Consider the following 26,559-nt stretch of genomic DNA (forward strand, 5'->3'; position numbering starts at 1 on the left):
CGCGCCTTACGGGCCGGCGCGCCGGCGCGCCGACCAGAGCTCGGCCTCGTACAGCGCGGGGTCGTTCTCCAGCACGCCGATGCGCGAATCCCAGCGCGCGCCCTCCTGCAGGGCGCGATGCAGCTGGGTGCGCAGGCAGCGGGCGCCGCGCAGGTCGGCGTCGCGCAGGTCGGCATACGAAAAATCGGCGTAGTGCAGCCCCGCGCCGTCAAAGCGCGCCCCGGCCGCGCGCGCGCGGTGCAGCATGGCCTGGGCGAGGTCGGCGCCGCTGAAGACGGCGCCGTCGAGAATGGCGTCGGCCCACAGGCTTTGCGGCATGCGCGCGCCGCTGCAATCGGCCCCGCCGAGGTCGGCCTGCGCGAACATGGCGCGCGCGCCGCTGGCGCCGGCCAGGCAGGCCCGGCGCAGCGACGCGCCCTTGAAATTGCATTGCGCCATGCTGGCCTCGCGCAGGTCGCAGCCATCCATGCGCGCCTCGACGAACTGGCTGCCGCCCAGGAACTGCCCGGCCAGGCGCTGGCCGCTCAAGTCGCACTCCACGAACACCACGCGCTCCAGCCGCGCCCCGGCCAGATCGGCGGTGCGCAGGTCGGCGCGAAAGAACAGCGTCTGGCGCAATGCCGCGCCGGCCAGGCTGGCCTGCTCCAGCGTGCACTCGGCAAAGCCCCCCTCGCGCATCTCGGCCCGGTCCAGGCGCGCGCCGTCCAGCGCGCACTGCACGAAATGGCTGCCATGCAGCGGCGTGGCGCGGAAATCGGCGCCGGCGGCGCGGCACTCCACCCAGGAGGCGCCGGCGCACTCGGCCGCGGCGAACACCGCCTCGGCCAGTTCGCAGCGGAAGAACGCGCACTGCGCCACATCGGCGCCGCGCCAATCGGTCTGCTCCATGCGGCAGCCGCTGAAGCGGCTGTCGCGCCAGCGGCTGCCGGCCAGCGCCGCGCCGCGCAGGTCGCAGTCCTGCAGCAGGGCGCCGGCCAGGTCCGCGCCTTGCAACGCCGCCGCGCGCAAGTCCAGGCCGACCAGCGGCCGCCCCTGCCGGACCCAGTCGCGCAGCGTCTCAGCGTCCATGACGGGCTCGCGGCCGCGTGTTGGCCAGGTGGGTATAGGCGCCGCGCGTGTCGCTGGTATCGTCCAGCACGGCCAGCCCCAGGTCGGCGCGAAACAGGTTGGCGCCGCGCAGGTCGGCATGGGTGAGCGTGGCCTTCTGCAGCAGCGCGCCGGGCAGGTCGGCCTCGGCCAGGCTGGCCCCGCCCAGGTCGGCGCGAATGAACAGGCTGTCCGGCGCGCGCGCCCGCGCCAGGCTGGCGCCGCCCAGGCTGGCTTGCGACAGATCGCAGCGCCACAACGCCGCCCCGGTGAAATCGGCGTGGTCGAGCACCGTATCGCGCAGGCTGCATTCGCGCAGCGTGGCGCCGGCGAACACGGCATGCGGCATATCGGTCTCGACCACGCAGCATGTCTGCAATTCGGCGCCGGCCCAATTGGGCGCCGCGCCGCATTGCGACTGCACCCAGGCGCAGCGGCGCAAGCGCGCGCCGGCGAAATCCAGGCCATCCAGTTCGCAGTCCAGCCAGGTCACGCGCGCCAGCCGGGCGGCCGCGAAGCCGGTCTCGCGCAGCAGCGTGCCCTGCCAGAACGTCACGGTATCCAGCTCGGCCTGGTCGAAGCGGCAGCGCTCGAGCCGCGCGCCGGCCAGGTGGCAATCGTTCCAGCGGCTGGCGGACAAGGCGCAATCGACCAGGACGATGCCGTCGAGCACGGGCGAGGACAGGCGCGCGCCGGCCAGGTCCACGCCGTCGAGCGCCGCCTGGCCCAGGTTGGCGCCGGCCAGCACGGCGCGCCGCCACGAGCCGCCTTCGGCGTGCGCGCGCGCCAGCACGGCCTGCGACAGGTCCGCCTCGTCCAGCAACGCGCCCGACAGGTCGGCGCCCTCCATCCACGTGCCCACGCAACGCGCCCCGCGCAGGTCCAGCCCGGACAGGTCGGCGCCGGTCAGGTCCAGGCCCGCCAGGTCGCGGCTGCCCGCCATCAGCGCCTGCACGCGGCGCCGCAGTCGCGCCGCGCGGGCGGGCCGCGCCGCTTCGGCCGGCGGCTGGTGATGGGCGGCATGCAGGTACAGGCGGCCCAGTTGTTGCTGCGCCTCGCGCAGGCGCGCGCCGACCGAGCCGGCGTCGAGCCGGTCGGCGCCGCTGCCCAGCGGCTGGGCGCGGGCCAGTTCCTGCAGCGTGGCCAGCGCGGGGTGACTGTGCAGCGAGGGCGGACCGCCCCGCCCCGCGCCATCGGCGGCGGCGGCGAGCGCGGCCGCGCCCATGGCCGGCGGCAGCTCTGCCCCGCGCGCCTGCAGGGCCTCGGCCATGCGCCGCCGCGCATGCAAGGCGTCGATGCGCGCCTCCTGCGCGGCCTGGCGCATGTGCCGGGCGATATCCGGCAGGTCGTCCAGTTGCGGCGCGGCCGGCATGGGCGCCGGCGGCGGCTCGTAGGCGCGCGGGTCGACGCCGTGCGCCCGCGCCTGCTCGCCCAGCTGCGCGCGGATCGCCGCGCCGCGCGCGCGCTGGTTGACGGCGAAGGGCTGCTCCATCGGATTGGCCGCCTGCAGGGCGTCCCACGGCCCCAGCGCCTGCGCCGGCAACAAGTCTTTGTCGCGCAGCGCGTGCAAGGCCCCGTCCTGCGCATCCAGCCGCTGCGCCAGCACGGCTTCGTAGTGCGCCAGCGGACGCGGCGCATCGGCGGCATCCAGCGCCGGCATGGCCAGCTCGATGTCGGCCCCGTCGTCCTGCGCGATGTCGGTCGCGCCGTGGTAGATCAGCAGCAGCCGCTCGCGGTCGGGAAAGAACCAGGCCGTGGTCAGGCGCAGCGCCACGTCCTCCAGCGCGGTTTCGCCGGCGCGGCGCAACAGGCAGCGCGCGCGCCAGCGCGGCAACGCGCCTTGCTGGCAGGGCAGGTGCGGGTGCAGGTTCCACAGGGCATACGGCGTGCCCGCGGCCAGTCCGGGCTGGCCCGGCCACCATTGGTCGGGCGCGGCGGCATTGAAGAAATGCGGGTCCAGCGTATCCAGAAAGCCGGGAAACCCGTCATCCAGCCAGCTTTCGTGGTACTGCCCGGCGCGCGCGAAACGGCGCGGCCACAGGGGCGAAACCGGCCCGAAGCCGGCCGGCTCGGGACGCTGGTCGGGCCGCTGCATGCGGCCCCGCGCCGGCTCGACATTGGGCAGGCGGCGCGTGCGCACCCCGGCGATACGTTCGTCCCCGGCGCCGCGGCCGTGCGGGTTGTCGGCGTATTCGGGGCCGCCGAAGGCATGGGCCCAGTCCAGCGGCATGGCCTCGAACGGCGCAGGCGGGGTGGGCTTGCCGTCCAGCCAATAGCGGTCGCCGAACACCGCCAGGGTTTTCTCCAGTTCGCCCACGCGCACGCGCGCCATGCAGGCCGTGCGGTCCTGCTGGTGGGCCGTGTAGGCGGCGCCGCTGACCAGGAATTCGGCGCACGGCTTGGGCACTGCCAGGTCGAGCACGCCGTCCTCGCCGAGCGCCTCGCCAGCCAGGCTCCACAGGTCGGCCTCGGGCTGCAGCAGCGCCTGCTCGTCGAGCGTGGCCAGGGCGAACACGGCCAGGCCCAGGCGCTGGCGGCCGCGCATGCGGTAGGGCCGGCTGAGCAGGCCCAGGCGCAAGGGCTTGACGATCTTCATGGATGGCGGCGGCGCCAGGCGGCGGGGATTTCGGTGGGCGAGCGCTCGCGGTCCACCGCGATGCGCGCCGCGTCGTTCGGGTCGAAGCGCACATGGATGGCCTGCCCGGGCATGAAGTTGACCAGCAGCTCGCTGTCGATGTAGACGTGCAGTTCGGCCTGCCGCGCGCGGCCCATGGCGTCGGCGTAGCGCAGCGCCAGCTTCATCGGCGCGGCGTACAGCTCGCCGCCGGGCTGGCGGTCCAGCGCCAGCACTTCGGCCTGGGCCGGCCGGCCCGTTCGCGCCAGCTGCGCGGCCAGCGCGCGCTCGGTCTCGTAGGGCCGCGCGCCGCCGCGCACCAGCAAGGCCACCAAGCCCACCGCCGCCAGCGTCGCCAACGTACCCGCTATCCACCATGCCGTGCTGCCCATGCCGTCGCGCCGCCCGCTAGGTGAAGAGATTGATGACGCGCGAGATCACCGCCGCCCCGCCGGTCTTGATCTGCGCGCCGATGGCCTTGATCTGCGCGCCGGCCTGGCCGCTCTCGAAGCCGTTGGAGCCGTTCTTGAACGCGGCCAGGTCGATCTTCACGGTGGACCACTGCGAGTTGATGCCGCCGTAGACCTGCTGGCGCACGCCCCAGAAGTCGGCCGCGGCGCCGACCACCGTCAGGCGCGCCGGCGTGCCGCGCAAGGTGTTGGCGGTCCAGAACGCCTGCTGCGACGCCGACGAGACGGTCCACGACGGCGTGACCACGGTCATGCTGGTGTTGGCGTTGACCGTGACCGGATCGGTGACCGTCTGGGTATACGCGCCGGTGACCGTGTGCGACACCGCGCCGGTGATGCTGGAGGTCTGGTCGCCGGTGATGGTGATGTCGTGCGCGCCGGTCTGTGTTTGCGTGACCGCGCCGGTGATGGTCTGCGTCACGTCGCCGGTAATGGTCTCCGTGACGGCGCCGGTCACCGTGCGGGTTTCGTCGCCCGTGCGCGTTTCGGTCATCTCGCCGGTGATGGTTTCCTTCCAGTCGCCGTTGACCGTGCGCGTCTCCACGCCGTTGACGGTTTCGGTCACGTCGCCGTTGAAGGTGCGCGTCTCGTTGCCGGTGGTGGTCTCCGACACCTCGCCGGTGACGGTGCGCGTGGCGCCGGCGTTGAAGGTTTCGGTGTCCAGCCCGTCAATGGTGGTGGTGCGCGTGCCCCGCACCGTCAGCGTATCGTTGCCGCCGATCAGGGTGGTGCGGTTGCCGTCGACCGTGTGCGACTCGTTGGCCTCGACCTCGCAGTCCATGTCGCGCTCGGCGTGCAGCCAGATGCGTTCGGCGCCCGCGCTGTCCTCGAACATCAGCGCGTTGGCGGTGCCCCGGTCGCCGTTCTTGGAGCGGCTGAGAAACCCGCTTTGCGTGGCGTTGCCGGGCAGGTCCCAGGGCGGCATGTTGCTGGCGTTGTAGACGCGGCCGATGACAATGGGCCGGTCGGGATAGCCGCCGATGAAGTCCACGATCACTTCGTCGCCCACGCGCGGCAGCTGGATGCCGCCGAAGCCGCCGCCGGCCCAGGGGCTGGACACGCGCACCCAGCACGAGCTGTTCTCGTTCTTCTTGCCGTAGCGGTCCCAGTGGAAGTGCACCTTGACGCGGCCGTACTCGTCGGTCCAGATCTCTTCGCCGGCCTGGCCCACCACCGTGGCGGTCTGCGGCCCGTGCGTGCGCGGCACCGGCGTGGCGCGCGCCACGCGAAACGGCACCGTGGCCGGCAGGACGCGGAAGTCGATATCGAAGACGGCATCCTCGGCGCCGCTGGCGTAGCCGCCTTCCTGGATGCGGTAATGCGCCTGCGCGATCAGGTATTGGCGGTTCTCGGCCGGGCGCGGATGGTTGCGCAACGTGAACAGGTAACCCGGCGCGAAGGCGCGCACGTTGCACGCGCCGGTCACGCTTTCGCCGTGCGCCTGCAGGGCCTCCAGGCGGATGCGCGAATAGCGCTCGCCCTGGTCCGGCTCGGTATAGCCGCCCAGCCACTCGTACACCTGCAGCCCGCCCGGCTCGTAGGCGCCCGGGTTGCTCGATTGCGCGTCCAGGCTGGCGGCCGGCTTCTTGAAGTCGTAGTCCACGGTGGCGAAGCCATCGGGCGTGATCTCCTCGGCCACCTGCCACTGCGATACGTATTGCTCCTGAGGCACCGTGGCGCGATCCGGGCCGTAATACGGCAGCTGCGCCGCGCCCGGACACTCGTCGTGCTGGGTGATGTCGTCGGTCAGCACCAGCGTGTGCCTGCCCGACTCGTGGCGGAACCAGTAGTAGATGCCCTCGTGCTCCATCAGGCGGCTGACGAAGGCGAAATCGGTTTCCTGGTACTGCACGCAGTATTCCCAGCGGCGGTAGCTGCCGGCCAGCCGGTACTCGACCGGAAACGGGTAGTCGGCCAGCACCTGGCGCAGCACGTCCACCACCGACATCTGCTGGAAGATCTTGCTGTCCGAGGTCTGCGTCAGGTACCACAGCCAGGGCCGCATGGTCACCCGGTACACATACTGGCGCGCGCTGTCGCCTTCGCGCCCCACCAGGGCGCAGCGGGTCGCCTGGCCCGACAGGTAGCGCGGCGCGCCGCCGGTTTCGATTTCCAGCGAAACCGGCTTGCCCAGCAGCGATTTCAGTTCCAGCGTATGGGTGGCCGCCAGCAGGTCCACCTCGAATTCGTACAGCGCCGACAGGCCTTCGTGGCCGTGCATGCTGCGAAACTGCAGGGCTTGCGGGGGCAGCGGGGTCAGGGCGCGTACGATGCGTTCGGCCATTGCGAGGATCGTCTCCATGGGTACGCCCGGGGCCGACAGGGCCGCGAACGGTTGGGCACGATCCTAGGAAGCCAGCATGACGCCCAAGCTTCACCCAGGCGGCTTCGTAACATCCCTCCCCGGGACGACGTTACACAAGTTGCCGCCGCACACAAATTCGCGCGGCTCAGCGCGCCATCAGCCCGGCCCCGGCCACGATCAGGGCGGCGCCGAACGCCAGCCCCGGCCCCAGCGGCTGCAAGGCCGCGCGCCGGCGCCAGCGCGCCAGCAGCCCCGCCGCCACGCCCCACAGGCCGGCCGCCAGCAGCAAGGCCGGCAGCGCCTGCCAGCCCAGCCACGCGCCCAGCGCCGCCAGCAGCTTGGCATCGCCCAGGCCCAGGCCGTCGCGGCCGGTGCGGCGGCGAAACGCCCAGGCCACGCCAGCCAGCAGCGCATAGCCCGCGGCCGCGCCGGCGATCGCCTGGGCCGGCGTGGCCAGGCCCATGCCGGCGGCGTTGGCCAGCAGGCCGGCCCACAGCAGAGGCAGGGTCAGGCAATCGGGCAGCAGCAGATGCTCCAGGTCGAAGCAGGCCAGCACCAGCAGCATGGCGGCCAGCCCCATCAGGGCCAGCGCCAGCAGCGTGGGGCCGTACAGAACGGCGATGCCGGCGCACAGCGCGCCGGTGGCGGCCTCGACGAGCGGATAGCGCGCGGCGATGGGCGCCGCGCAGAATGCGCAGCGCCCGCGCAGCCATAGCCACGACAGCACCGGCACGTTGTGGCGCCAGCGCAGCGCGGTCGCGCAATGCGGGCAGCGCGACGGCGGATGCGCCAGGCCGGGCGGCGGCGCGCACGCGGCAGCGCCGTCCGGCTGGCCGTCCAGGCGCCAGCGGTATTCGAGCATGGCCGGCAGGCGCGCCAGCACCACATTGAGAAAACTGCCCAGCGCCAGTCCGAGCACGGCCGCGCCGGCCAGCCAGCCCGCCCCGTCCAGGCCGGGCAGGCGGATTTCCATCCAGGTTTGCACCCTCGCCTCCTTGGTTGAGACGCCATGCCAACAATTGGGACGCCATGCCAACAAGTTGGCACGCGCTGACAAGTCGTCACATTACGAAATTCCTAGAATTCAGTACGACTTGGCAGTGGGCGGGATACGCATGAAGAGCGCCGCATTCTGACACAGATTTCCACTGCGTCGACCTCCTTGTCGCAAGACACATCCGGGCGCGCCACGGCGCGCCGGCACGGCAGCCGAACCACCATGACCATCGATGAACTACTGGCCTTGACCGTGGCGCGCGGCGCCTCCGACCTGCATCTGTCGGCGGGGCTGCCGCCCATGCTGCGCATCAACGGCGACGTGGTGCGCCAGGACGTCGCGGCGCTCACGCCCGACGCCCTGCGCGCCATGATCCACCAGCTGATGCAGCCGGCCCAGCGCGAAGAATACGAGACGCGCCAGGAGCTGGATTTCTCGATCGACGTCGAAGGCCTGGCGCGCTTTCGCGTCAATGCCTTCAACCAGCAGCGCGGCCCGGCCGCGGTGCTGCGCACCATTCCGTCGGCCATCCGCACGCTGGACGAACTGGGCTGCCCGGCCTCGTTCAAGGAGCTAGTGCGCCAGCCGCAGGGGCTGATCCTGGTGACCGGCCCGACCGGCTCGGGCAAGTCGACCACGCTGGCGGCGATGATCGACCACCTCAACCGCGAAGGCGAGCATCACATCCTCACCATCGAGGATCCGATCGAGTTCGTGCACCCATCGCGCCGCAGCCTGGTCAACCAGCGCGAGGTCGGGCGCGACACCCACAGCTTCTCGGCCGCGCTGCGCTCGGCGCTGCGCGAAGACCCGGACATCATCCTGGTGGGCGAGCTGCGCGACCTGGAAACCATGCGCCTGGCCATGACCGCCGCCGAGACCGGCCACCTGGTGTTCGCCACCTTGCACACCAACTCGGCCGCCAAGACGGTGGACCGCATCATCGATGTGTTTCCGGCCGGCGAGAAAAGCATGATCCGCTCGATGCTGTCGGAATCGCTGCGCGCGGTCATCGCGCAAGTCCTGCTCAAGCAGGAAGGCGGCGGACGCTGCGCCGCCTGGGAAATCATGGTCGGCACGCCGGCCATCCGCAACCTGATCCGCGAAGACAAGATCGCGCAGATGGTCTCCAGCATCCAGACCGGGCAGGCCCACGGCATGCAGACGCTGGACCAGGCGCTGCAGGACCTGCTGCGCAAGAAACTGATTTCCGCCGAGCAGGCCCTGGCCTACGCCAGGGACCGGCGTTCGCTGGGCCTGTGAGCCCCCCATTTCCCTTTTACGCAGAGCTCTTCCTATGAACGCACCGCAACGCTCCCGCCAGCTCCAGGCCGGCTTCACGCTGGTGGAAATGGCCGTGGTCCTGGTCATCATCGGCATCATCCTGGGCGCCGTCATGATAGGCCGCGACGCGCAACGCAACGCCGAGTACACGCGCATCCGCCAGAACTTCGTCAACCAGTGGGCGCTGGCCTACAACAACTACGTGCAGCGCACCGGCGTGCCGCCCGGCGACGACCAGCGCGCGCCGCGCCTGATGGTCAACGGCGCCAAGTTCACCGGTTCCAACGGATCGCTGTCGGGCGGCGACATGAGCCGCATCTCCAACCTGCCCTCGGCCATCTGCAATGGCGGCACGGCGCCCGGCATCGACCGTCCGGTCGACGGCGACGTGCAGCTGCGCGAAGTCATGCTGCGCGCCGGCATCACCCTGCCGCAGGGACGCGGCCAGGGCTACGAAGACCGCTACGTCTACCTGGACACCAACGGCAACCCGCAGGAAATCCAGGTCTGCTTCCAGTGGAACCCGCCCGGCACGCATTCGGGCTCGGGCAACGTGATGATTCTCACCGGCCTGACGCCGGACCTGGCGCGCTCGCTGTCGTCGGCCATCGACGGCAACGGCGACGCCAGCGGCGGCAGCTTCCGCCAGAACTCGGTGGCCTCGGGCGCGGGCTCGCAGCCCGGCGTCGAATGGAAGGGCAACAACACGCAGACGTACGGCAGCACGGGCGACGCCGAGAAGGTCGAGACCGGCAACGCCGAAGGCCAGGTCCTGACGCTGATCGCCCACTACAAGATGAACCAGTAGGCCGCCATGCCGCGATTTCCCCGACTCTCCGGGCGACGCTGGCAGCTGTCGCGCAAGCGCTCGCTGCAGTTGTTCGCGCTGTCGCTGCTGGTGCTGGCCGTGGCCGCCTACGGCTTCCATGGCGCGCGCCAGGACCTGGACCACGCCTACGCCGCCCTGTCGCTGAGCGAGCGCCAGCGCGTGCAGACCACGCAGGAACTGACCGTGGCGCGCAAGGAAGCCGAGCGCGCCGACGCGGCGCGCCGCATCCTGGCCAGCGCCGAGGCCACCGGCTTTGCCGCCGGCGGCTGGAGCGAGCGCCGCATCAGCATCCAGCAATCGGCCATGACGCGCCATGCGGTCAACGACCTGCTCAGGGAAGCCTCCACCGGCACCGGCCGGCTGTTCGGCGCCGAGCAGTTCGACCTGTCGGTCACGCGCCCCGAGGACGGCCTGTTCCATGCCACCTCGGGCAACAACCCGGACGTCGTGCTGACCCTGCGCGGCACCCTGCTGTTCCGCCTGGACAGGTAGCGCCATGCATATCCAATCCATTCTGCTGCACCACGAGGGCGCCTGGCACCTGCTGGCCGACGGCCAGCTGACCGCGCAGGCCGGCTACCCGACCCTGGCCCGGCCGGTGGTAGCGGTGTCCGACTTCGGCCAGGCCACCCTGGGCATGACGCTGCTCGAAGGCAGCCCGCAGCATGCCGCCGCCGTCATCGAGAAGAAGCTGCGCGCCGACGGCATGATCGACCAGGAATCGCGCATCCTGGTGCACCACGTCAAGCATTTCGGCAAGGGCTACCAGGCGCTGTACACCGCGGTGACGCTGGCCGACTGGCAGAACCTGACCACCTGGAGCGGCAACCAGGCCGACCATTGCCCGCTGGTGCCGCTGGCGGCGCTGCTGTGGTCGGCGGTGGGCAGCGGACGCGGCGTGATGCTGCGGCTGGGCCGCCAGCTGATCTTCATGGCGCAGGCCAAGCACCGCATGCTGTACGCCAGCGCCATCACATTCAGCGACCAGGAGGAAGACCTGGACACGGCGGTGCTGAACCTGGCCGCCAGCATTCGCGACGAAGTGGGCGACAACCCGGAGGACGTCGAGCGCCTGCTCATCTCCTGGACCGTCAGCCTGGCCGCCGACAGCCTGGAGATGGACGAGCGCCTGGCGCGCCGCTTCGCCGAGCAAAGCGGCCTGGCGACGCGGCTGGCGCCGGCCGAGGCCTTGCGCGACGAGGCCGGGCGCGCCGTCTACAGCGCCTTGCCGGCGCTGGTGGCCGCCGCCCCGGTGCGGGTGGCCGTCAACGACAACGCGTCCAAGCTGATGTACCTGGCCGAGCGCGCCCTGCCCTGGGCCAGCGTGGCCTCGTTGACGCTGGCCGCGGTGCTGTCGGTGCAGGCCGGCAGCTGGGCCCTGAAAGCCGGCAAGGCGCAGCAGCAGGCCTTGCAGGAAACCCGCGACAGCGAACCCCTGCGCGCCGAGATCGGCCGGCTGGCCGCCACCCGCGCCATGCCCGAGGCCTACCCGGCGCAGCGCGCCTTTCTCGAACGCGCCGACGCCCTGCGCGAACAGACCGATCCGGTCGAGGTGCTCAACGCGCTGCGCTCGGCCAGCGCCGGCGGCATCCGCATCCTGCGCGTGCATGTCACGACCACGCGCCCGCAGCAGGCGGGCGCGGCGGGCGAACGGCTGCTGGCGGTCGACGGCGTGCTCGACGGCAGCCAGGGCAGCACGCCGGGCGCGCTGCTGGCGCGCTTTGTCGGCGTGCTGCGCGAGAACGGCTACGTGGCCACCTCGGTCGACCCCAACGCCGCCAGCGCCTCGTCGCAGCCGCCGGCCGGATTCTTCTCCTATCACCTGAGGCAGGCGCCGCCGGTGGCGCTTGCGAGGAAGCAACCATGAAGCCGCGCCACTATGCGCTGAGCGCGCTGGCGGCCTGGCTGCTGCTGGGCGGCTGGGCCGCCTACAACTACGCCACGCAGCCATCGGTGCGCCTGTACGCCATGCGCGCGCCGGCCGCGGCGGTGCCGCCCGCGCTGCTGCGCGATATCGAGGCGGCCGACAAGCTGGCCGCCACCCTGCAATCGATGGCGCAGGCCGACGCGGCCGGCGCGGCGCCGGCGCGCAACGTGGCGCTGGCCACCGACGCCCAGCCCGGCCTGCCGCGCGCGGGCGCCGCGCCGGGGCGCGCCGGCAGCGGCGAATCGGCCCGCGTGGTCACCATGATCATGGCCGGCGGACGCGGCGCGCGGCTGGCCATCGTCGATGGCGAGTACGTGCGCGAAGGACAGCGGCTGGCCGACGGCACGCGCGTCGCGCGCATCGACATGGCCGCCGTGACGCTGGAAGACGCCATCGGCCTGCAGCGCACCTACCCCCTGCGCCACGCCTTCAAGGACAACCCATGACCCGCCCCCGCGCCCGGATGACGACATGAGAATCCGCGTCTACGCCACCCTGGCCGTCCTGGCCATAGCCGCGGCCGGCCTGCTGGCCTATCGCCAGTTCGCGCCGCCCCCCGAGCCCGCCGCGCCGGTCGAACCGCCTTTGAGCGCCGAACGGCCGCAACCGCCGGCGCCGCCCGTGCTGCCCGAGCCGGCGGCCGACAGCGCGCCGCCGCCCTGGGCGGCCGGCAACCGCGCCCGGCCGGCGCCGGCCGCTCGCCCCGCGCCCGCGGCCGCGCCAGCCCTCTCGGCGCGCGAACAGGCCATGGCCGAGGCGCACGCCAGGCTGCAGCGCCTGAGCGCCTCGCCCGCCCCGGATCTGGCCGAACTGGACCGCGCGCTGCGCGATCTGGAGCAGGCCCACGGTTCGCCCGAAGTGGGCGGCGTGCGCCTGGACGTGCTGCGCGCCAACCTGCGCGTGGCCGAGCGCCTGTCGGTGCTGGGCCAGCAATTGCAGGCGCTGCAGCAGCAGCCGGCCAGCGAACCGGGCCGCGCCGAAGCGATGCGCAGGATCGGCGACGAAGTCGCGGCGCTGCAAAAGCAGCTGCGTACCGATTACGTCATCGACACCCCGGCGGCGCGCCCATGACGCGCCGCGCCCGCCCCTCGGCGGCCGGCCGCCAGCAGGGCTACACCCTGCTGGAGGTCGCCATCGCGCTGGCGGTCGTCGGGCTGCTGGGCGCGGGCCTGTATGGCGCCCAGCAGGCGCTGTACAGCCATGGCAGCCAGGGCCAGGCCCAGGCCGAGGCCGAGCGGGCGCGCCAGGCGGTGCTGGCCTACGCGCTGCGCATGCAGCGCCTGCCCTGCCCGGACACCACCGGCAACGGCTGGGCCAGCCATGCCGACGGCCAGTGCAGCCAGGCCTCGGGCTGGCTGCCCTACGAAACCCTGGGCCTGGCCGGCGCCGCCGCGCCGGGCGCCAACGGCCGCCGGCTGGCCTACGCGGCGTTGCGCGTGCCCGGCGGCCCCGATCTGTTCCGTCCGAGCGCCGGCGCCGCGCCGGTGGACTACAGCCCCGGCGGCGAAGCGGCCTTGTACGAGACGCTGCGCCGCGCCGGCCAGATGCCCTACGACGGCGCGGCGCTGCGCCTGGCCACCGCCCGCCAGGGCGTGGCCGACCCGTGCGCCGGCGCCACGCAGGTCAATCCGGCGTTCGTCGTGATTGCGCCCGCCACGCCGGCCGCCGGCGGCGCGCTACCGGTTTTCTCCGCCGCGCATGCCGCGCTGGCACGCGGCGCGGCGCTGTGCGCCATCGCCCCGGCCGGCGGGCGCGCCAACCAGAACAGCGACGCGGTCGCGGCAGTCGGCACAGCGGAACTGCTGGGCTGGCTTGCCGCCCGCGCGCATTGACACAGTTGCCCAGATGAAATCCCGATCCTTCGCTCCCCTCGCCCCCCTCGCGCTCGTGCTGGCCCTGGCCGGCTGCGCCGACACGCCCCGCAGCGTGCAGAACTTCCCCAAGACCGATCACGCGGCCTTGCAGACCACCTCGAACGCCGTGGCCGAGGAATCGGCCAAGCTGCTGGCCCATAACGACGAAATGCTCCAGCGCGTGCAGCGCATCCAGCCCACCGTGCCGAAACTAGACCCGATCGCACCGCAATACGACCCGCTGGAAGACAAGATCATCAGCGTCAACATGCACGACGCCAAGGTCGGCCAGTTGCTGTGGGCGCTGTCCGACCAGTTGCGCATGAACCTGGTGGTCGATCCGCAGGTGCTGGACATGCCGCAGCGCGCCAGCCTGTACCTGCAGCGCGTATCGGCCCGCGAGGTGTTCGACCGCATCCTGCAGGTATTCGACCTGCACGGCGCGGTGCACGGCAACGTGCTGACCGTGTCGCTGATGCAGGAGCGCGTGTTCACCATCGAGATGCTGGGCGGCAACACCGCGCTGGACATCCAGACCGGCGGCGACGTGTTCGGCGGCAGCGGCAGCAGCGGCGGCAGCAGCACGCTGCGCGGCGACCTCAAGCTCAGCGGCAAGGTCGGCGACGATGCCGACGCCTACAAGCAGCTGGCCGAAGCCATCGGCAAGGTGCTGGAAGACACCTCGTCGGGCGTGCCGGGCGGCGCGCCGGCCGAGAAAAGCCGCTACAGCCTGGACCGCACCACCGGCTCGCTGTACGTGCGCGCGCGCCCGGCCAAGGTGCGCGCGGTCGAGGAGCTGATCCGCCGCAACCAGGCCACCATACGGCGCCAGATCCAGGTCGAGGCGCAGCTGATCGACATCGAGCTGAACGACGGATTCGAGTTCGGCGTGGACTGGAACCTGCTGACCAACCACCTGTCGGGCCGCTACGGCTCGGGCGCCATCACGGCCAACACGCCGGCCGGCACGCAGCCGGGCAGCGGACTGCTGCCGCGCTCGATCAACATCCCGGCCCAGGTCATCGGCAGCGCCGCCGGCGTGGGCGGCGGCATCGGCTTCGCCAACGACAGCTTCTCGGTGGCCTTGAACGCCCTGCGCTCGTTCGGATCGGTCAAGGTGCTGTCCAACCCGACCGTGCGCGTGCGCAACGGCGTGCCCGCCTATCTCAGCGTGGGCGCCAACGTGCGCTACGTCACCGAGATCAGCACCACCTTCAACAACATCGGCGGCGGCTCGTCGAACTCGTCCTCCGACGTGCAGACCGATTCGCTGTTCTCCGGCGTGGTGGTGGGCGTGGCGCCCTTCATCCACGAGGACGGCCGGGTCGAGCTGTTCGTGCATCCCATGCAGACCCAGGTACAGCCGCAGAGCCTGGCGCTGGTGGACGTGGGCAACGGCAACAGCGTGACGCTGCCCATCATCAACACCAAGAGCATCACCACCACGCTCAACCTGAACAACGGCGACACCGTCGTGCTGGGCGGGCTGATCGACCAGCAATTCACCAACGCCAACAAGGGGCTGCCCGGGCTGTCGGACATCCCCGGCGCGGGCGTGCTGTTCGACAACCGCAGCGACAGCCACAAGAGCCGCGAGCTGGTCATCATCCTGAGGGTACGCGTGATATGAGCCTGATCTACGACGCATTGCGCAATGGCCCGTCCGCCACGGGTCCGGGCGCTCCGGTGGGCCGCGGCTTTGCCGGCGCGCCGGCGCGGCCCGCGCGCGGCGGCCAGTTCGCCAGGAGCCTGGCCGTGGCGGTCGTGTTCGGCGCCAGCCTGGGCATGGCCGGCTGGATCCTGGCCGCCGACGGCCTGGCCGACGGCGCCGGCCCGGCGCGCCCGCTGCCGCCGCCGGCGGCGCCGGACGGCCTGCCCGCGCAGGCCGCGCGCGGCCCCGCCTCCGATGCGCAGCAGCTCAATGCGCTGCTGCGCCAGATGATGGCCAACCAGGAACGCCTGGAAAGAATGCAGGCCGAGCTGGCCGCCATGGCGCCGCCCGCGGCGCCGGCGGTCGGCTTTCCCTTGCCCGCCGCGGGCATGCCGGGCGCGGCGCTGGCGGCGGCCTCGTACGAAGCGCCGGCCGCGCGCATGGAGCCGCCCAGCGTGCCGGCCGGCGCCTTCATCGTGCAGGACAAGCCGGCGCGCGCCGGCGCGGCCAACGCCAATGCGGTGGCGGCCATGGCCGAGGCTTTCGACCGCGCCGCCGCGGCCGGCGACCTGGGCACGGCGCGGCGCCAGCTCGACAGCCTGCGCGCCGCCTTGCCCGGCGAAAGCCTGACCCTGCTGCGGCGCCAGGCCTGGCTGCACATGTACGGCGGCAACGACCGCGCCGCCGCCGAGAGCTATCGCGCCCTGCTGGCGCGCCTGCCCAACGACGAGAACGCCGGCCTGAACCTGGCCATCATCGAAGCGCGCCAGGGCCGGGTGGCCGACGCGCGCGCGCTGCTCGAGCGGCTGCGCCAGCAGCATCCCGATTCGCGCGGCGTGCGCGCCCTGCAGGAGCAGATCGGCCATGAGCAACGCTGACGCCCTCGCCGATCCGGCGCACCGGCGCCTGGGCATGCACACGCCGCCCTTTCCGCCCACGCCCGACGCCGAACACTACTTCCATACCGAATGGCTGCAGGCGCGCCAGGCCGAGGCCGCGCACTGCCTGGCCAGCGGCAAGGGCTTCATCCTGCTGACCGGCGAGATCGGCACCGGCAAGAGCACCTTCCTGCGCCAGCTGCTGGCCGCGCTGGCCGAACGCCAGGCGCTCAGGACCAGCCTGGTCTTCAATACCTTCCTGCAGGGCGAGGCGCTGCTGGCGGCCATCCTCAAGGACTTCGGCCTGCCCGCGCACGGCTCGGCGGCCGATCACGTCGAACGCCTGAACGCCTTCCTGCTGGAGCAATGGCGCGCCGGCGCGCTGTGCGTCCTGTGCATCGACGACGCGCAGAACCTGAGCCTGGAAAGCCTGGAGCTGCTGCGGCTGCTGTCGAACCTGGAAAGCGGCCAGGAGAAACTGCTGCAGATCGTGCTGTGCGGCCAGCCCGAGCTGGCCGAGCGGCTGGCCCGTCCCGAGATCCGCCAGCTGACCAGCCGCATCGGCGAGCACATCCGCCTGCACACGCTGGACCGCGCCGAGACCGGCCGCTATGCCGCGTTCCGCCTGGCGGTCAGCGGCGCGGCCGGACGCATCGACCTGTCGCCGCGCGCGGTCGCGGCGCTGTACCGGCGCAGCCGCGGCAATGCGCGCCGCATCCACCAGATCCTCGACCGCGCGCTGTACGGCGTGCTGCAACAGGGCCACGGACGCATCGACGCCGCGCTGGTGCGCCGCGCCGCCGCCGAGGCCGGCATGGCGCACGCCACGGCGCCGCGCGCCACGCGCCGCGCGCGCCTGCCCATGGCGGCGGCCGTGCTGGCCGCCGGCGTGCTGGGCACCGGCGCGCTCTACGCGGCCGGGCCATGGCGCGCCGCGCCCACCGCCCCCGCGGCGGCTGCCGCCCAGGCCGCGCCGGCCCCGGCGCACGCCTTCGACGCCTGCCTGGCCGCGCTGGCCGCCGCAGGCGCCGATGCCGCCGGCCTGCTGTGGGTGTCCGATGCGCCGGCCGGCGTGGCGGCGCTGGCGCAAGGCCGCCCCGGCCTGTGCGCGCGCGAGCGCGACGGCCGCACCGACCTGGCCTGGCGCGCCCCCTGGCGCCCGGAAGACTTCGCCAGCGGCGGCCCGCACCCCTCGGTGCAGGCCCTGCAGCAACGCCTGGGCGCGGCCGGCCTGCTGGCCACGCGCGCCGACGGCATCTACGGCGCGCAGACGCGCCAGGCGCTGGCCAGCTTCCAGCGCGACCACGCCTTGCCCGCCACCGGCAGCCCCGACCCGGCCACCCTGTTGCTGGCCGCGCTGGCGCTGCCCGCCGAGGCGCCCGCCCTCATCGAGGAACCCGTTACGCATGACTGAAACTACCCTGAGCCCGGCGCCCGCCGCCGAAACCGGCCAGCCCGCCAGCACGACGCTGGGCGGCCTGATGGTCGAACGCGGGCTGCTCACGCCGGTGCAACTGCTATACGCCGAACAGAAACACACGGTCGAACCGCTGCCGCTGAGCCGCCTGCTGATCCAGAACGGCCTGGCCGAGGAACGCGTGGTGGTGGCCACGCTGGCCGAACTGCAAGGCATCGAGTTCGTCGCCGGCGACGTGCTGCCCGAGGCCGACCCGCAGGTGCTGGCCATGTTCAACCGCGAACTGTGCCTGACCCACAATTTCCTGCCCCTGCGCCGCCAGGACGGCGAGCTGCAAGTGCTGCTGGGCGAAGCGGTGCCGGCGCGCGTGGCGGCGCTGGTCCTGCAGCGCACCAGCCTGCGCTGCCGCTTCATGCAGGCCGAGTTCTCGCTGGTCACCCGCCTGATCCGCCACAGCTATTACTTCGCGCAGAACCCGCTGGAAAGCCTGCTGGCGCGCGAAGTGCGCCGCCTCTCGGACGATCCCGACCACGCCTTCAGCCCCGACAAGGTGCTGGACTACCTGCTGCACCTGGCGGTGCGCGAGCGCACCACCGACATCCACATCACCGCCGAGGCCAGCAGCCTGCACGTGCTGTTCCGCGTCGATGGCGTGCTGCGCCCGATGATGGCGCTGCCGCCCAGCCTGCAGCGCCTGCTGGGCTACATCAAGCTGACGGCGGAGATGGACATCTCGGACCAGCGCCGTCCGCAGGACGGCAGCTTCCGCGCCCACATCCTCGACGCCGCGCTGACCATCCGCGTGTCGACCATCGTCACCGAGCATGGCGAGCGCATGGTCATGCGCCTGCTGCCCGAGCACAACAACCTGTCCGGCCTGGCCGACCTGGGCTTTTTCGCCGAAGACGTGGAGCGGCTCGAACGGCTGTTCGCCAAGCCCAACGGCCTGGTGCTGATCACCGGGCCCACCGGCTCGGGCAAGAGCAGCTCGCTGCACGCCGCGCTGCGCATGCAGTCGCTGATCGAGCGCAACGTGCTCACGGTGGAAGACCCGCTCGAGTACCGCGTGCCCGGCGCCGGGCAGACCGAGGTCAACCGGCGCGCCGGCTACGACTTCACCACGGCGCTGCGCCACTTCCTGCGGCACGATCCGGACGTGATCCTGCTGGGCGAAATGCGCGACGCCGAGACCGCGCAGGCCGCGGTCGAGGCCGCGGCCACCGGCCACCTGGTGCTGTCCACGCTGCACGTCACCAGCGTGTTCGGCGTGGTGCCGCGCCTGCAGCCGCTGGGGCTGGACTCGCAGTCGATCGCCGAGAACCTGCTGGTGGTGGTCAACCAGCGGCTGGTGCGGCAGAACTGCCCGTTCTGCGCCGCCGAAGTGGCCTTCACGGCGGCCGAGCGCGCCTGGCTCGGCGTGGACGAGCACGCCACCGGCCGGCGCGGCGCGGGCTGCGGCCGCTGCCGCCAGACCGGCTACCTGGGCCGCCTGCCGGCCTACGAAATCCTGGAAATCGACGAAACGCTGGCCAACGCCATCGCCGACACCGCCGGCCGCGAAGCCATCCGCTCGCTGGCGCATGCGCGCGGCTTTCGCGGCATGGCCGAGCTGGCGCGCGAGCGCGTGCGGCGCGGCCAGACCACCGCCGAGGAAGTGCTGCGCGTGGTCGGGGACGGGCCGGCGTCATGAACCTGTACTACTACCGCCTGCTGCTGCCCAACGGCAAGCTGCGCAGCGGCCTGGTCAAGCTGAGCGTCGAGCGCGACGCCTCGGCGCGGCTGTGGCTGGAGCGGCAATACGGCGCCACCGTGGTGCGGCTGCGGCGCATGCCGCGCTGGGCCGCCGAGGCGCACCGCAGCATTTCGGATGTGTTTCGCCCCGGCATCCGCCCCAAGGAACTGTCGGGCATGCTGCGCGACCTGGCCGTGATGACCGGCAGCGGCATCCCGCTGCTGGAAGCAGTGCGCACGGTCTCGGAGGAAAACGCCAGCAAGCGCAGCAACGTCGCGCGCGTGGGCCGGCGCCTGCTGGAAGACCTGGACGCCGGCGCGCCGATCAGCGAAGCGGTGGGCCGCCAGCCCGACATCTTTCCCGAGACGGTGCGCAACCTCATCCTGATCGGCGACGAAACCGGCTCGATGGACCGCATGCTGCTGGAATCGGCCGAGCACCTGGAACGCATCGCCGCCATGAAGGCCGATACGCGCCAGGCGCTGATCTACCCGGCCTTCGTGTTCCTGGCCATCTTCGGCGCCGCCGGGTTCTGGATCCACTATGTCATCCCCAACCTCGTCGGCCTGTTCCAGCAGATGAACGCCAAGCTGCCGGCGCTGACCATCGCCGTGCTCGACGGCGCGGCCTGGCTGACGCGCCATTTCGGCAAGGTCACCCTGGGCATGGCGGTGCTGTTCGTTTCGCTGTGGCTGGCGTGGCGCTACTTCAGGCCGATGCGCCGCGCCGGCTTCTACCTGCTGCACCGGCTGCCGGTGAGCCGGGTGATCGTCACCTCGTCGGGCCTGGCCTTCTTCGCCGAGTACATGGCCATCCTCATCCACGCCGGACTGGACGTGGTCAAGAGCCTGTCCATCCTGGGCCGCGCCATCGGCGACGACTACTACCGCGACCGCATCGTGGCGGTCCGCCAGATCATGGAACGCGGCGAAGGCATCTCCACCGCCATGCGCCACGTCGGCGGCTTTCCGCCCATCATGATGCGCATGATCGCCGTCGGCGAGGAGACCGGCACGCTGGACCGCCAGCTCAGCTACCTGGCCAAGGAATACGGCACCCGGCTGGCGCGCGTCATCGCCATGCTGTCCGAAGTGATCAAGCCGCTGGTGATCCTGATCGCCGGCGCCATGTTCACCCTGTTGATCGTGGCCCTGCTGCTGCCGGTCTACGACCTGGTGCGCCAATCGATGGCCGCCCGTCCGATGTGAGCCCGCCCATGTCCGCCCCACGCCTTTCCCCGCCGCCCGGCCGGCCGGCCGCCCAGCGCGGCATCAGCCTGGTCTGGACCGCCGTCCTCATCACCGTGATCGGCCTGGCCATGACGGCCGGCTATCTGCTCATCCAGGCCGGCGCCGAGTCGCGCCAGGCGCGCCAGCAGGACGCCGCCCTGGCCTGGGCCGGCCAGCTGCTCGACGGCTACGCGTCGGCCTTCGGCCGCCTGCCCTGCCCGGCCAGCACCGCCGACGGCCTCGAGGATTGCGGCGCCAACCCCAACGGCAAGGGCTGGCTGCCGATGCGCACCCTGGAGCAGCACGGCGCCCTGGCGCTGCGCCCCGATCTGCAGGCCAGCCGCCCCGAAGGGACCGCGCCGGCCATCCGCTACCTGGTCTACCGCGACGCGGCCAGCGGCCTGGACCTGGCGCGCCAGGGCGCGCCCGGCGCCGACAGCCGCTACCGCGCCAAGCGCCCCGAGTACAAGCCCTCGGCCCCCGCGGCCGGCGACTACTACGTGCGCGACGGCGACCAGAGCAGCACCGCCGACCTGTGCCAGGCCCTGCATGCCATCTCGCCGCTGCAGCTGCCGGCCGCCACATCCGACACCTGGCAATTCAATGCCCCCGACGCGCGCGCCGGCACGACCGCCGCCGCGCACGTGCGCGACCCCGGCGGACGCGTGGTCAACGTGGCCTACGGGCTGGCGATCGCCGGCAAGGGCAGCGGCGCCGGCCTGTTCGGCGGCGCCAACGCCACCGCCGCCAACACGCTGGAATGGCCGGCGCGCGCGCACGACGCGCAATACGGCGACCGCGTGCGCGTGGCCGGCGCCGCCCAGCTGGCGCGCACGCTGCAATGCGCCCCGGTCATGGCCTCGCTGGACGCCATGGCCGCCAGCCGCGCCGCGATGGAGCAGGTGGTGGCGCAGCGGGTCGAGAACGTGGCCTCGGCCAGCAGCGCGCGCACCAGCGTGCTGCTGGCCTATGCCCTGAACACGGCCGGCCTGCTGGGCGACGCGGCGGCCATCAAGACCGCCGTCAGCAACATCACGGTCAGCTCGGTGTTCCTGGGCAACGCGGTGGCCGGCTGCGCCAGCATCATCCTGGCGCCCGGCTTCTGCTGGCAGATCCCCATCCACACCGCCGCGCTCACCACCGCCAAGGTCGCGCTGGTGCAGGCCAGCGCCGCGCTGGCCATGCACGCCTCGATGTATGCGCCCATCGCGCTGGCCGACGCCCAGGTCAAGGAAGCCACCTCCAAGCTGGACGGCAAGTACGGCGCGCCCGACTCCGAGGATCCGGCCATCTGCTCCATGGTCGACGCCATCGCCGAGCAGCAGGACGAGATCCGCCGGGAGGCCGACGAGAACCGCGCCGAACTGGCCAAGAACCGCGAGGAAATGGCGCGGCTGCGCAAGATCATCGAGGACGCCGAGAAGGAGTTCCGCAACGAGCCGCGCCAGGGCAGCAGCGAAACCCATCGCCAGGAAATCGCCCGCATCACCGCCGCGCGCATCGTCGCCGAGCAGGCCTACGACGCCGTCAAGAGCGAGATCGACAGCATCGACCAGCGCATCAAGGACAGCAAGAAGGGCATGGACTCCATGCGCAAGCAGATCGACGACATCGACCAGGACAAGGCGGTGATCAAGCCGGACGGCGCCTCGGCCGAGCAATTCGAAATGAGCAAGGAATACTGGCGGGACGTGCGCGCGCGGCTGGTCGAGCAGCTGGCCAAGGAAGAACAGAAGCAGCGCGACCTGGAGCAGGAAAAGCGCGACAAGCAGGAACTGCTCAAGCAGCGCGACACGCAGCGCAAAAGCGCGCGGCAGGCCTTCTCGGCGCTGCAATCGCGCGCGGACTCGGTGGAGATCTCCAAGCCGCAGCCGCCCACCGACGCGGATCCGTCGCCGCCGCCTATCGTCTACTTCGCCTACTGCACCGGCCAGAAGACCTCGGCGTTCCTGAACATGTGCGGCCTGCTGATCGCCAGGTATTACAACGCCAGCCGCGACTACAAGCACATCGCCGACGCCGAACCGGCGCTGGAGGCCGACATCGCCGACAAGGACCAGCAGATACGCGATCTCGAGAAGGACAAGGCCAATGCGCGCGCCGTGTGCGAAGCGGCCCGCGACGGCCAGCACGCCGACGACTACGACGGCAATCTCTACAACCCCTGGCAGCAGGCGCAGAAACTGATGAACGCCTCGATGCACTACGGCAGCACCGCGCCGGTGGAGTTGCGCAATGACTGACCGCCTCGCCATGCGCCGCCAAGGCGGCTGGAGCCTGCTGGAAGCCGCCACCCTGCTGGCCGTGGCCGGCCTGTTCGGGGTCATGCTGTGGAATCTGCTGCCGGTGCTGCGCCAGGCCGGCGGCGCGCCCGCGCAGCAGGCGGCGCTGGAGCAGGCGCGCCAGGCGCTGACCGGTTTCGTGCAAAGCCACGGCCGCCTGCCCTGGCCGGCGCCGCCCGGCTCGAACGACGGGCTGGAGAACGCCGCGGCGGCCGGCGGCGTGCAGGCGCTGCTGCCCTGGAAAACGCTGGGCCTGGCGGCCGATCCGCGGCTGGGCTACCAGGTGCGCGGCGCGCTGGCCAGCCCGGCCGCGGTCAGCTTCACGCCCGCCAACCCGGCGCTGCCCGCCACCGAGCTGGCCCGCACGCAGCGCAACGACCTGGATTTCTGCGCCGACCTGGTGCGGCTGCAGCGCGCCGACGGCGCGGCCGCGACGCCGCCGCACGCGTTCGCCGTGTCGGCGCAAGGCGACGGCCAGGGCGCCGCGCCGCTGCGGCAGGAAACCGGAGTGGGCGAACTGGCCGCCCAGCTGCACTGCCCCGCCTATCTGGCGCGCGCCGCCGGCGCCGCGCACAGCGCCTTCGCCGCGCAGGACCTGCGCGCCATCGCCGCGCTCTACGCCACCTACAGCGAACGCCACTACGACATCCGAGTGGCCGAGCGCGACTACGCCGATTACCAGGTCAGCATGGCCCAGCTCACCGTCATGCTCGCCACCTACCAGATGGCGCATGCGGCCGCCATGATCGCCGGCATGACCATCGGCACCGCCTCGGCCGTCATCAGCATGGGCAAGTCCACCGCGGTGCTGGCCGCCGCCGGCTACTCGCTCAAGTCGGCCTCGGATACGCGCGACGAGAAGGACAAGGCGCTGGATCGGGCCATGGTGTTCCGCGCCGCGACCCATGTCTACCAGGCGCGGGTCGAAGACTACGCGCGCAACGAAATCGACAACGCCCAGCTGGTGCTGGGCAGGGGCCTGCAACCATGAGCATGCACGTTTCGCGCCGGGCGCGCCGCCAGCGCGGCTTCTCGCTGGTCGAGGCCGCCATCTCGCTGGTCATCCTGGGCATCATCACCGTGGCGCTGTGGCGCTTCATCGACTTCAGCGGCCGCAACACCCAGGCCGGCCAGGTCGACGACCTGCTGGCGCGGGCCGACCGCGCGCTGATCGGCTACGCGCTGGCACACGCCCGCCTGCCCTGCCCGGCCAGCAGCACCGCCGGCATGGAAAACTGCGGCGCGGGCGAGGCCAGCGGCTACCTGCCCTACGCCACGCTGGGGCTGCCCGAGCCGCGCGCCGGCCAGATCCGCTACGGCGTCCTGCGCGGCGCCGCGGCCATCGACCTGAGCGCCGACACTCCCATCCTGACCACCCTGCGCACCGGCATGGCCGCGCACCAGCAGCCGCTGCGCATGCTCGACAGTTTCGACGGCGATCCGGTCAACAGCCCCGGACCGCGCGGCCAGGACCTGTGCCTGCGCCTGAACGCCGCCATGAAATCGGCCGACCACGCCGACCGCCTGCACATCGATGGCGGCGCCGCCGGCGCGGGCGGACAGCGCCTGCAGGCCTATGCCCTGGCGCTGCCCGTCGCGCCGGGCGCGGGACACGGCGCCGGCGCCGCCGGCGACGGCCGCATCTCGCGCGGGCCGGCCTTCGCGCCGGCGCGCGGCGCCTCGGCGGTCAGCGACCAGCCGGCCGGCCTGAGCGCCAGCCCGCGCGAACTGTGGGACCGCCTGCGCTGCGGCGACGCCATGTCGGCCAGCGCCCGCGCCCACGCCAACGCCTCGCTGGCCGCGCACATGCTGACCCAGTCCACCCGCGACTACTACTACCAGCTCGATGTGCTGCACCAGCTGGCGGTGGCGTCCAAGAAGCTGTCCGACGCCAAGGCGGTCGAGGCCGGCGTGGGCGTGCTGACCGGCACGGCCGGCGTGCTCAATTCCACCTCGCAGACCCTCTGGTCGTTCGGCGTGCAGTCATACCTGATCCCGCTTTACATCGCCGCCGAGGCGCACGCCATCGCCAATGCCGCCAAGTCCGCCGCGGTGGCCATCGAAGCCGCCGACCTGGTCGATCAGCTGGCCCGCATCAAGGACGCCACCGAGAACCTGGCCGACGAGCTGATCACCCTCAACGAGAACGTGCAGGCGCACAGCCTGGCGGCCGCGCGCTCCGGCGTCTTCCTATATTGAGGCGGCGCGTCCGCCCTGGCCCATCCATGCAAAACCGCAATACCGCCCGGCGCGCACGCGCCCAGCAAGGCTTCACCCTGGTGGAAATCTCCGTGGTCCTGGTCATCATCGCGCTCATCATCGGCGCGGTGACGGTGGGGCGCGATGTCTACCGCAACGCCGTCAACCAGCGCATGATCAGCGATTTCGTGCAGCCTTGGGCCATGGCCTACAGCCAGTACGTGGCCGCCACCGGCCTGCCGCCCGGCGACGATCCGGCCAATCCCACCGGCCGGGTCAACGCCGCGCTGGACCGGCCTCTGTGCAATACCGACACCAATCCCGAGCTCAGCACCTTGATGCTGCGCGCGGGCATACGCCCGCCGCAAGGGCGCGGCCCCGGCCTGGAAGACCGCTATGTGTACCAGGACAGCCAGGGCCTGCCGCAGGAGCTGCAGGTTTGCCTGCGCGCAGCCAACTGGTCCGAAGCCGCCACCACGCCCACCACCTACCAGGCCGTGACGCGCAATGTCATGGAGCTGCGCCGCCTGACGCCGGAACTGGCCGCCATGCTGGATCGCCAGGTCGACAACCAGATCGACGCGCGCTTCGGGCGGCTGCGCGAGGACAGCCGCGCCGGCGACCTGACCCAGGACGGCGCGCCCTGGAGCAAGACCGAAGCCAACCTGGACAACGGCCAGGCGGCCACCATGACGGGTTATCTGTTGATGCCCTAGCCGGCGTGGAAGCGCTGGCGCGTCAATTGGCGCAGCACGCTGGGCGCCACGCCGTACACGCCGCTGAAGACGCGGCTGAACTGCTGGGCGTTGTCGAAGCCGCACGACAGGTAGACCGCCTTCACGTTGTCATGCCGCATCCGTTCCGAGGTCAGCAGATCGAAACACTGTTGCATGCGGCGCATCTTCAGGTAGCGGGCGAACCCGCCGTGCGCCTTGAACAGGCGGAACAGGGTCGAGCGCGACAGGGCGAAACGCTGGCACACCGCCTCGTAGCCGAAGCCCTGGTCGTGCAGGCATGCGTCGATATAGGCGCGGATCTGCGCCAGCGGGTGGCAATGGCCGTCTCCCAGGGCGGCGCCATCGGCGCGGGCCAGGGCGGCGGCGACCGTATCGTGCAGGCCGCGCAGCTGCGTCGCGGACAAGGGGCCGGCCGCCAGCGCCGGCAGCATGCCGGCCAGCCGGTGCGCCGTCACGCTGGCGCCAGGGGCCACCGTGCCCGCCGAGGCGGGCTGCCCCGCGCCCTCGGTCCAGGCCAGGTAGCCGGCGAAATCGTCGGACAGGTCCAGGCGCCAGGGACGCGCCAGATCCAGCAGGAGGCAATCGCCCGCCGCGGCCGCGGCCCGTTCGCCGCCGTCCTGCGCCAGGCGCACGTCGCCCGCGCGCAGCACCACGGCCAGCGCGCCCCGGCGGGCATCGCGGGCGATGGCGGCGGCCTCGCGCGCCACGCTGAAGCCGCCCGCCTGGCAGTCCAGCGCCGCGGCGCCAGGCCCGGTCTGTCCGTGGATGCGCGCGCGCCGCGCGCCGCCGGCGCGGTGCGCGCGCAAGGACAGCAGGCCGCACGCGCCCAGTTCGGCCAGGGCATCGTCCGGCCTCGCGTAGGCGGCGCTGTCGAACGCCGCGCCGGCCAGGGCATCGTTGGCCGCCGCGCCGGCGCCATCGGTCCGGCCGCGCGCCGCCGGCAGCGGCGCGCGGGCGCCGGCCAGCCACGGCGCGGGAACGCCAGGCAGGGGCACGAAGTGAAGCGGACGGGGCAGGGAAAACGCGTTCATGGAAACCTTGGACACCGGTATGACACCGAAGCGTAGGC

22 protein-coding genes are annotated in these 26,559 nt (G+C 72.2%); 16 read left to right on the top strand and 6 right to left on the bottom strand.

Annotation, left to right across the window (positions count from 1 at the left end; genetic code table 11):
- Positions 1–6 precede the first annotated feature (6 nt).
- The 5 genes from EL288_RS20240 to EL288_RS20260 form a co-directional block, all read right to left on the bottom strand.
- On the bottom strand, positions 7–1,068 hold the full coding sequence (locus tag EL288_RS20240; RefSeq protein ID WP_010925945.1) for a pentapeptide repeat-containing protein: 1,062 nt from the start codon (positions 1,066–1,068) through the stop codon (positions 7–9).
- Positions 1,058–3,682 carry a DUF2169 family type VI secretion system accessory protein gene (locus tag EL288_RS20245; RefSeq protein WP_126622024.1) on the bottom strand — a complete coding sequence of 875 codons (2,625 nt, stop codon included), beginning with the start codon at positions 3,680–3,682 and terminating at the stop codon, positions 1,058–1,060. Before EL288_RS20245 ends, EL288_RS20240 begins: the two co-directional genes overlap by 11 nt.
- On the bottom strand, positions 3,679–4,092 hold the full coding sequence (locus tag EL288_RS20250; RefSeq protein ID WP_003808274.1) for a DUF3592 domain-containing protein: 414 nt from the start codon (positions 4,090–4,092) through the stop codon (positions 3,679–3,681). Before EL288_RS20250 ends, EL288_RS20245 begins: the two co-directional genes overlap by 4 nt.
- A 16-nt stretch (positions 4,093–4,108) precedes the next feature.
- Positions 4,109–6,472: a type VI secretion system Vgr family protein gene (gene tssI / locus EL288_RS20255; protein ID WP_003808272.1), complete on the bottom strand. Its 2,364-nt coding sequence runs from the start codon at positions 6,470–6,472 to the stop codon at positions 4,109–4,111.
- Between the two features lie 148 nt (positions 6,473–6,620).
- Positions 6,621–7,460: a prepilin peptidase gene (locus tag EL288_RS20260; protein WP_223851126.1), complete on the bottom strand. Its 840-nt coding sequence runs from the start codon at positions 7,458–7,460 to the stop codon at positions 6,621–6,623.
- 234 nt (positions 7,461–7,694) lie between these two features.
- Here EL288_RS20260 and EL288_RS20265 point away from each other — a divergent pair, with 234 nt between their 5' ends.
- From EL288_RS20265 to EL288_RS20340, 16 genes are all read left to right on the top strand, one after another.
- The gene (locus EL288_RS20265; RefSeq protein WP_003808265.1) at positions 7,695–8,735 is read left to right on the top strand and encodes a type IV pilus twitching motility protein PilT; all 1,041 of its coding nucleotides are present in this window, start codon (positions 7,695–7,697) and stop codon (positions 8,733–8,735) included.
- Positions 8,736–8,769: 34 nt separating this feature from the next.
- Entirely contained in the window at positions 8,770–9,564 is a 795-nt protein-coding gene (locus tag EL288_RS20270) for a type II secretion system protein (protein ID WP_003808263.1), read from the top strand.
- Positions 9,565–9,570: 6 nt separating this feature from the next.
- Positions 9,571–10,077, top strand: coding sequence for a hypothetical protein (locus tag EL288_RS20275; protein WP_003819516.1), 507 nt, complete (start codon positions 9,571–9,573; stop codon positions 10,075–10,077).
- A 4-nt stretch (positions 10,078–10,081) separates the two neighbouring features.
- Positions 10,082–11,452, top strand: coding sequence for a hypothetical protein (locus EL288_RS20280; RefSeq protein ID WP_033473244.1), 1,371 nt, complete (start codon positions 10,082–10,084; stop codon positions 11,450–11,452).
- Positions 11,449–11,958 carry a hypothetical protein gene (locus EL288_RS20285; RefSeq protein WP_003808255.1) on the top strand — a complete coding sequence of 170 codons (510 nt, stop codon included), beginning with the start codon at positions 11,449–11,451 and terminating at the stop codon, positions 11,956–11,958. Before EL288_RS20280 ends, EL288_RS20285 begins: the two co-directional genes overlap by 4 nt.
- A 25-nt stretch (positions 11,959–11,983) precedes the next feature.
- Positions 11,984–12,583, top strand: a complete 600-nt coding sequence (locus tag EL288_RS20290) for a hypothetical protein (RefSeq protein WP_126622025.1) — start codon at positions 11,984–11,986, stop codon at positions 12,581–12,583.
- Complete coding sequence (locus EL288_RS20295; protein ID WP_003808251.1) at positions 12,580–13,344, top strand: type II secretion system protein; 765 nt, start codon at positions 12,580–12,582, stop codon at positions 13,342–13,344. The genes EL288_RS20290 and EL288_RS20295 overlap by 4 nt, the downstream gene beginning before the upstream one ends.
- A 13-nt stretch (positions 13,345–13,357) precedes the next feature.
- Positions 13,358–14,995, top strand: a complete 1,638-nt coding sequence (mshL, locus tag EL288_RS20300) for a pilus (MSHA type) biogenesis protein MshL (RefSeq protein ID WP_003808249.1) — start codon at positions 13,358–13,360, stop codon at positions 14,993–14,995.
- Complete coding sequence (locus tag EL288_RS20305) at positions 14,992–15,894, top strand: tetratricopeptide repeat protein (RefSeq protein WP_003808247.1); 903 nt, start codon at positions 14,992–14,994, stop codon at positions 15,892–15,894. Before mshL ends, EL288_RS20305 begins: the two co-directional genes overlap by 4 nt.
- Positions 15,881–17,308, top strand: coding sequence for an ExeA family protein (locus EL288_RS20310; protein WP_231844141.1), 1,428 nt, complete (start codon positions 15,881–15,883; stop codon positions 17,306–17,308). Before EL288_RS20305 ends, EL288_RS20310 begins: the two co-directional genes overlap by 14 nt.
- A gap of 67 nt (positions 17,309–17,375) precedes the next feature.
- Complete coding sequence (locus EL288_RS20315) at positions 17,376–19,001, top strand: GspE/PulE family protein (RefSeq protein ID WP_003808244.1); 1,626 nt, start codon at positions 17,376–17,378, stop codon at positions 18,999–19,001.
- Entirely contained in the window at positions 18,998–20,251 is a 1,254-nt protein-coding gene (locus EL288_RS20320; protein WP_033459344.1) for a type II secretion system F family protein, read from the top strand. The genes EL288_RS20315 and EL288_RS20320 overlap by 4 nt, the downstream gene beginning before the upstream one ends.
- Before the next feature lie 8 nt (positions 20,252–20,259).
- The gene (locus EL288_RS20325) at positions 20,260–22,515 is read left to right on the top strand and encodes a hypothetical protein (RefSeq protein ID WP_230594798.1); all 2,256 of its coding nucleotides are present in this window, start codon (positions 20,260–20,262) and stop codon (positions 22,513–22,515) included.
- Positions 22,508–23,545 carry a type II secretion system protein gene (locus EL288_RS20330; protein WP_126622026.1) on the top strand — a complete coding sequence of 346 codons (1,038 nt, stop codon included), beginning with the start codon at positions 22,508–22,510 and terminating at the stop codon, positions 23,543–23,545. Before EL288_RS20325 ends, EL288_RS20330 begins: the two co-directional genes overlap by 8 nt.
- Positions 23,542–24,753: a type II secretion system protein gene (locus tag EL288_RS20335; RefSeq protein WP_003808237.1), complete on the top strand. Its 1,212-nt coding sequence runs from the start codon at positions 23,542–23,544 to the stop codon at positions 24,751–24,753. The genes EL288_RS20330 and EL288_RS20335 overlap by 4 nt, the downstream gene beginning before the upstream one ends.
- Positions 24,750–25,469: a type II secretion system protein gene (locus tag EL288_RS20340; RefSeq protein ID WP_003808234.1), complete on the top strand. Its 720-nt coding sequence runs from the start codon at positions 24,750–24,752 to the stop codon at positions 25,467–25,469. The genes EL288_RS20335 and EL288_RS20340 overlap by 4 nt, the downstream gene beginning before the upstream one ends.
- Here EL288_RS20340 and EL288_RS20345 read toward each other — a convergent pair.
- Positions 25,466–26,521, bottom strand: a complete 1,056-nt coding sequence (locus EL288_RS20345; protein WP_225665714.1) for a helix-turn-helix transcriptional regulator — start codon at positions 26,519–26,521, stop codon at positions 25,466–25,468. The two genes, EL288_RS20340 and EL288_RS20345, sit on opposite strands and share 4 nt — an antisense overlap.
- Positions 26,522–26,559 lie beyond the last annotated feature (38 nt).

The sequence above is a fragment of the Bordetella bronchiseptica genome (assembly GCF_900636925.1).
GTDB lineage: Bacteria > Pseudomonadota > Gammaproteobacteria > Burkholderiales > Burkholderiaceae_B > Bordetella > Bordetella pertussis.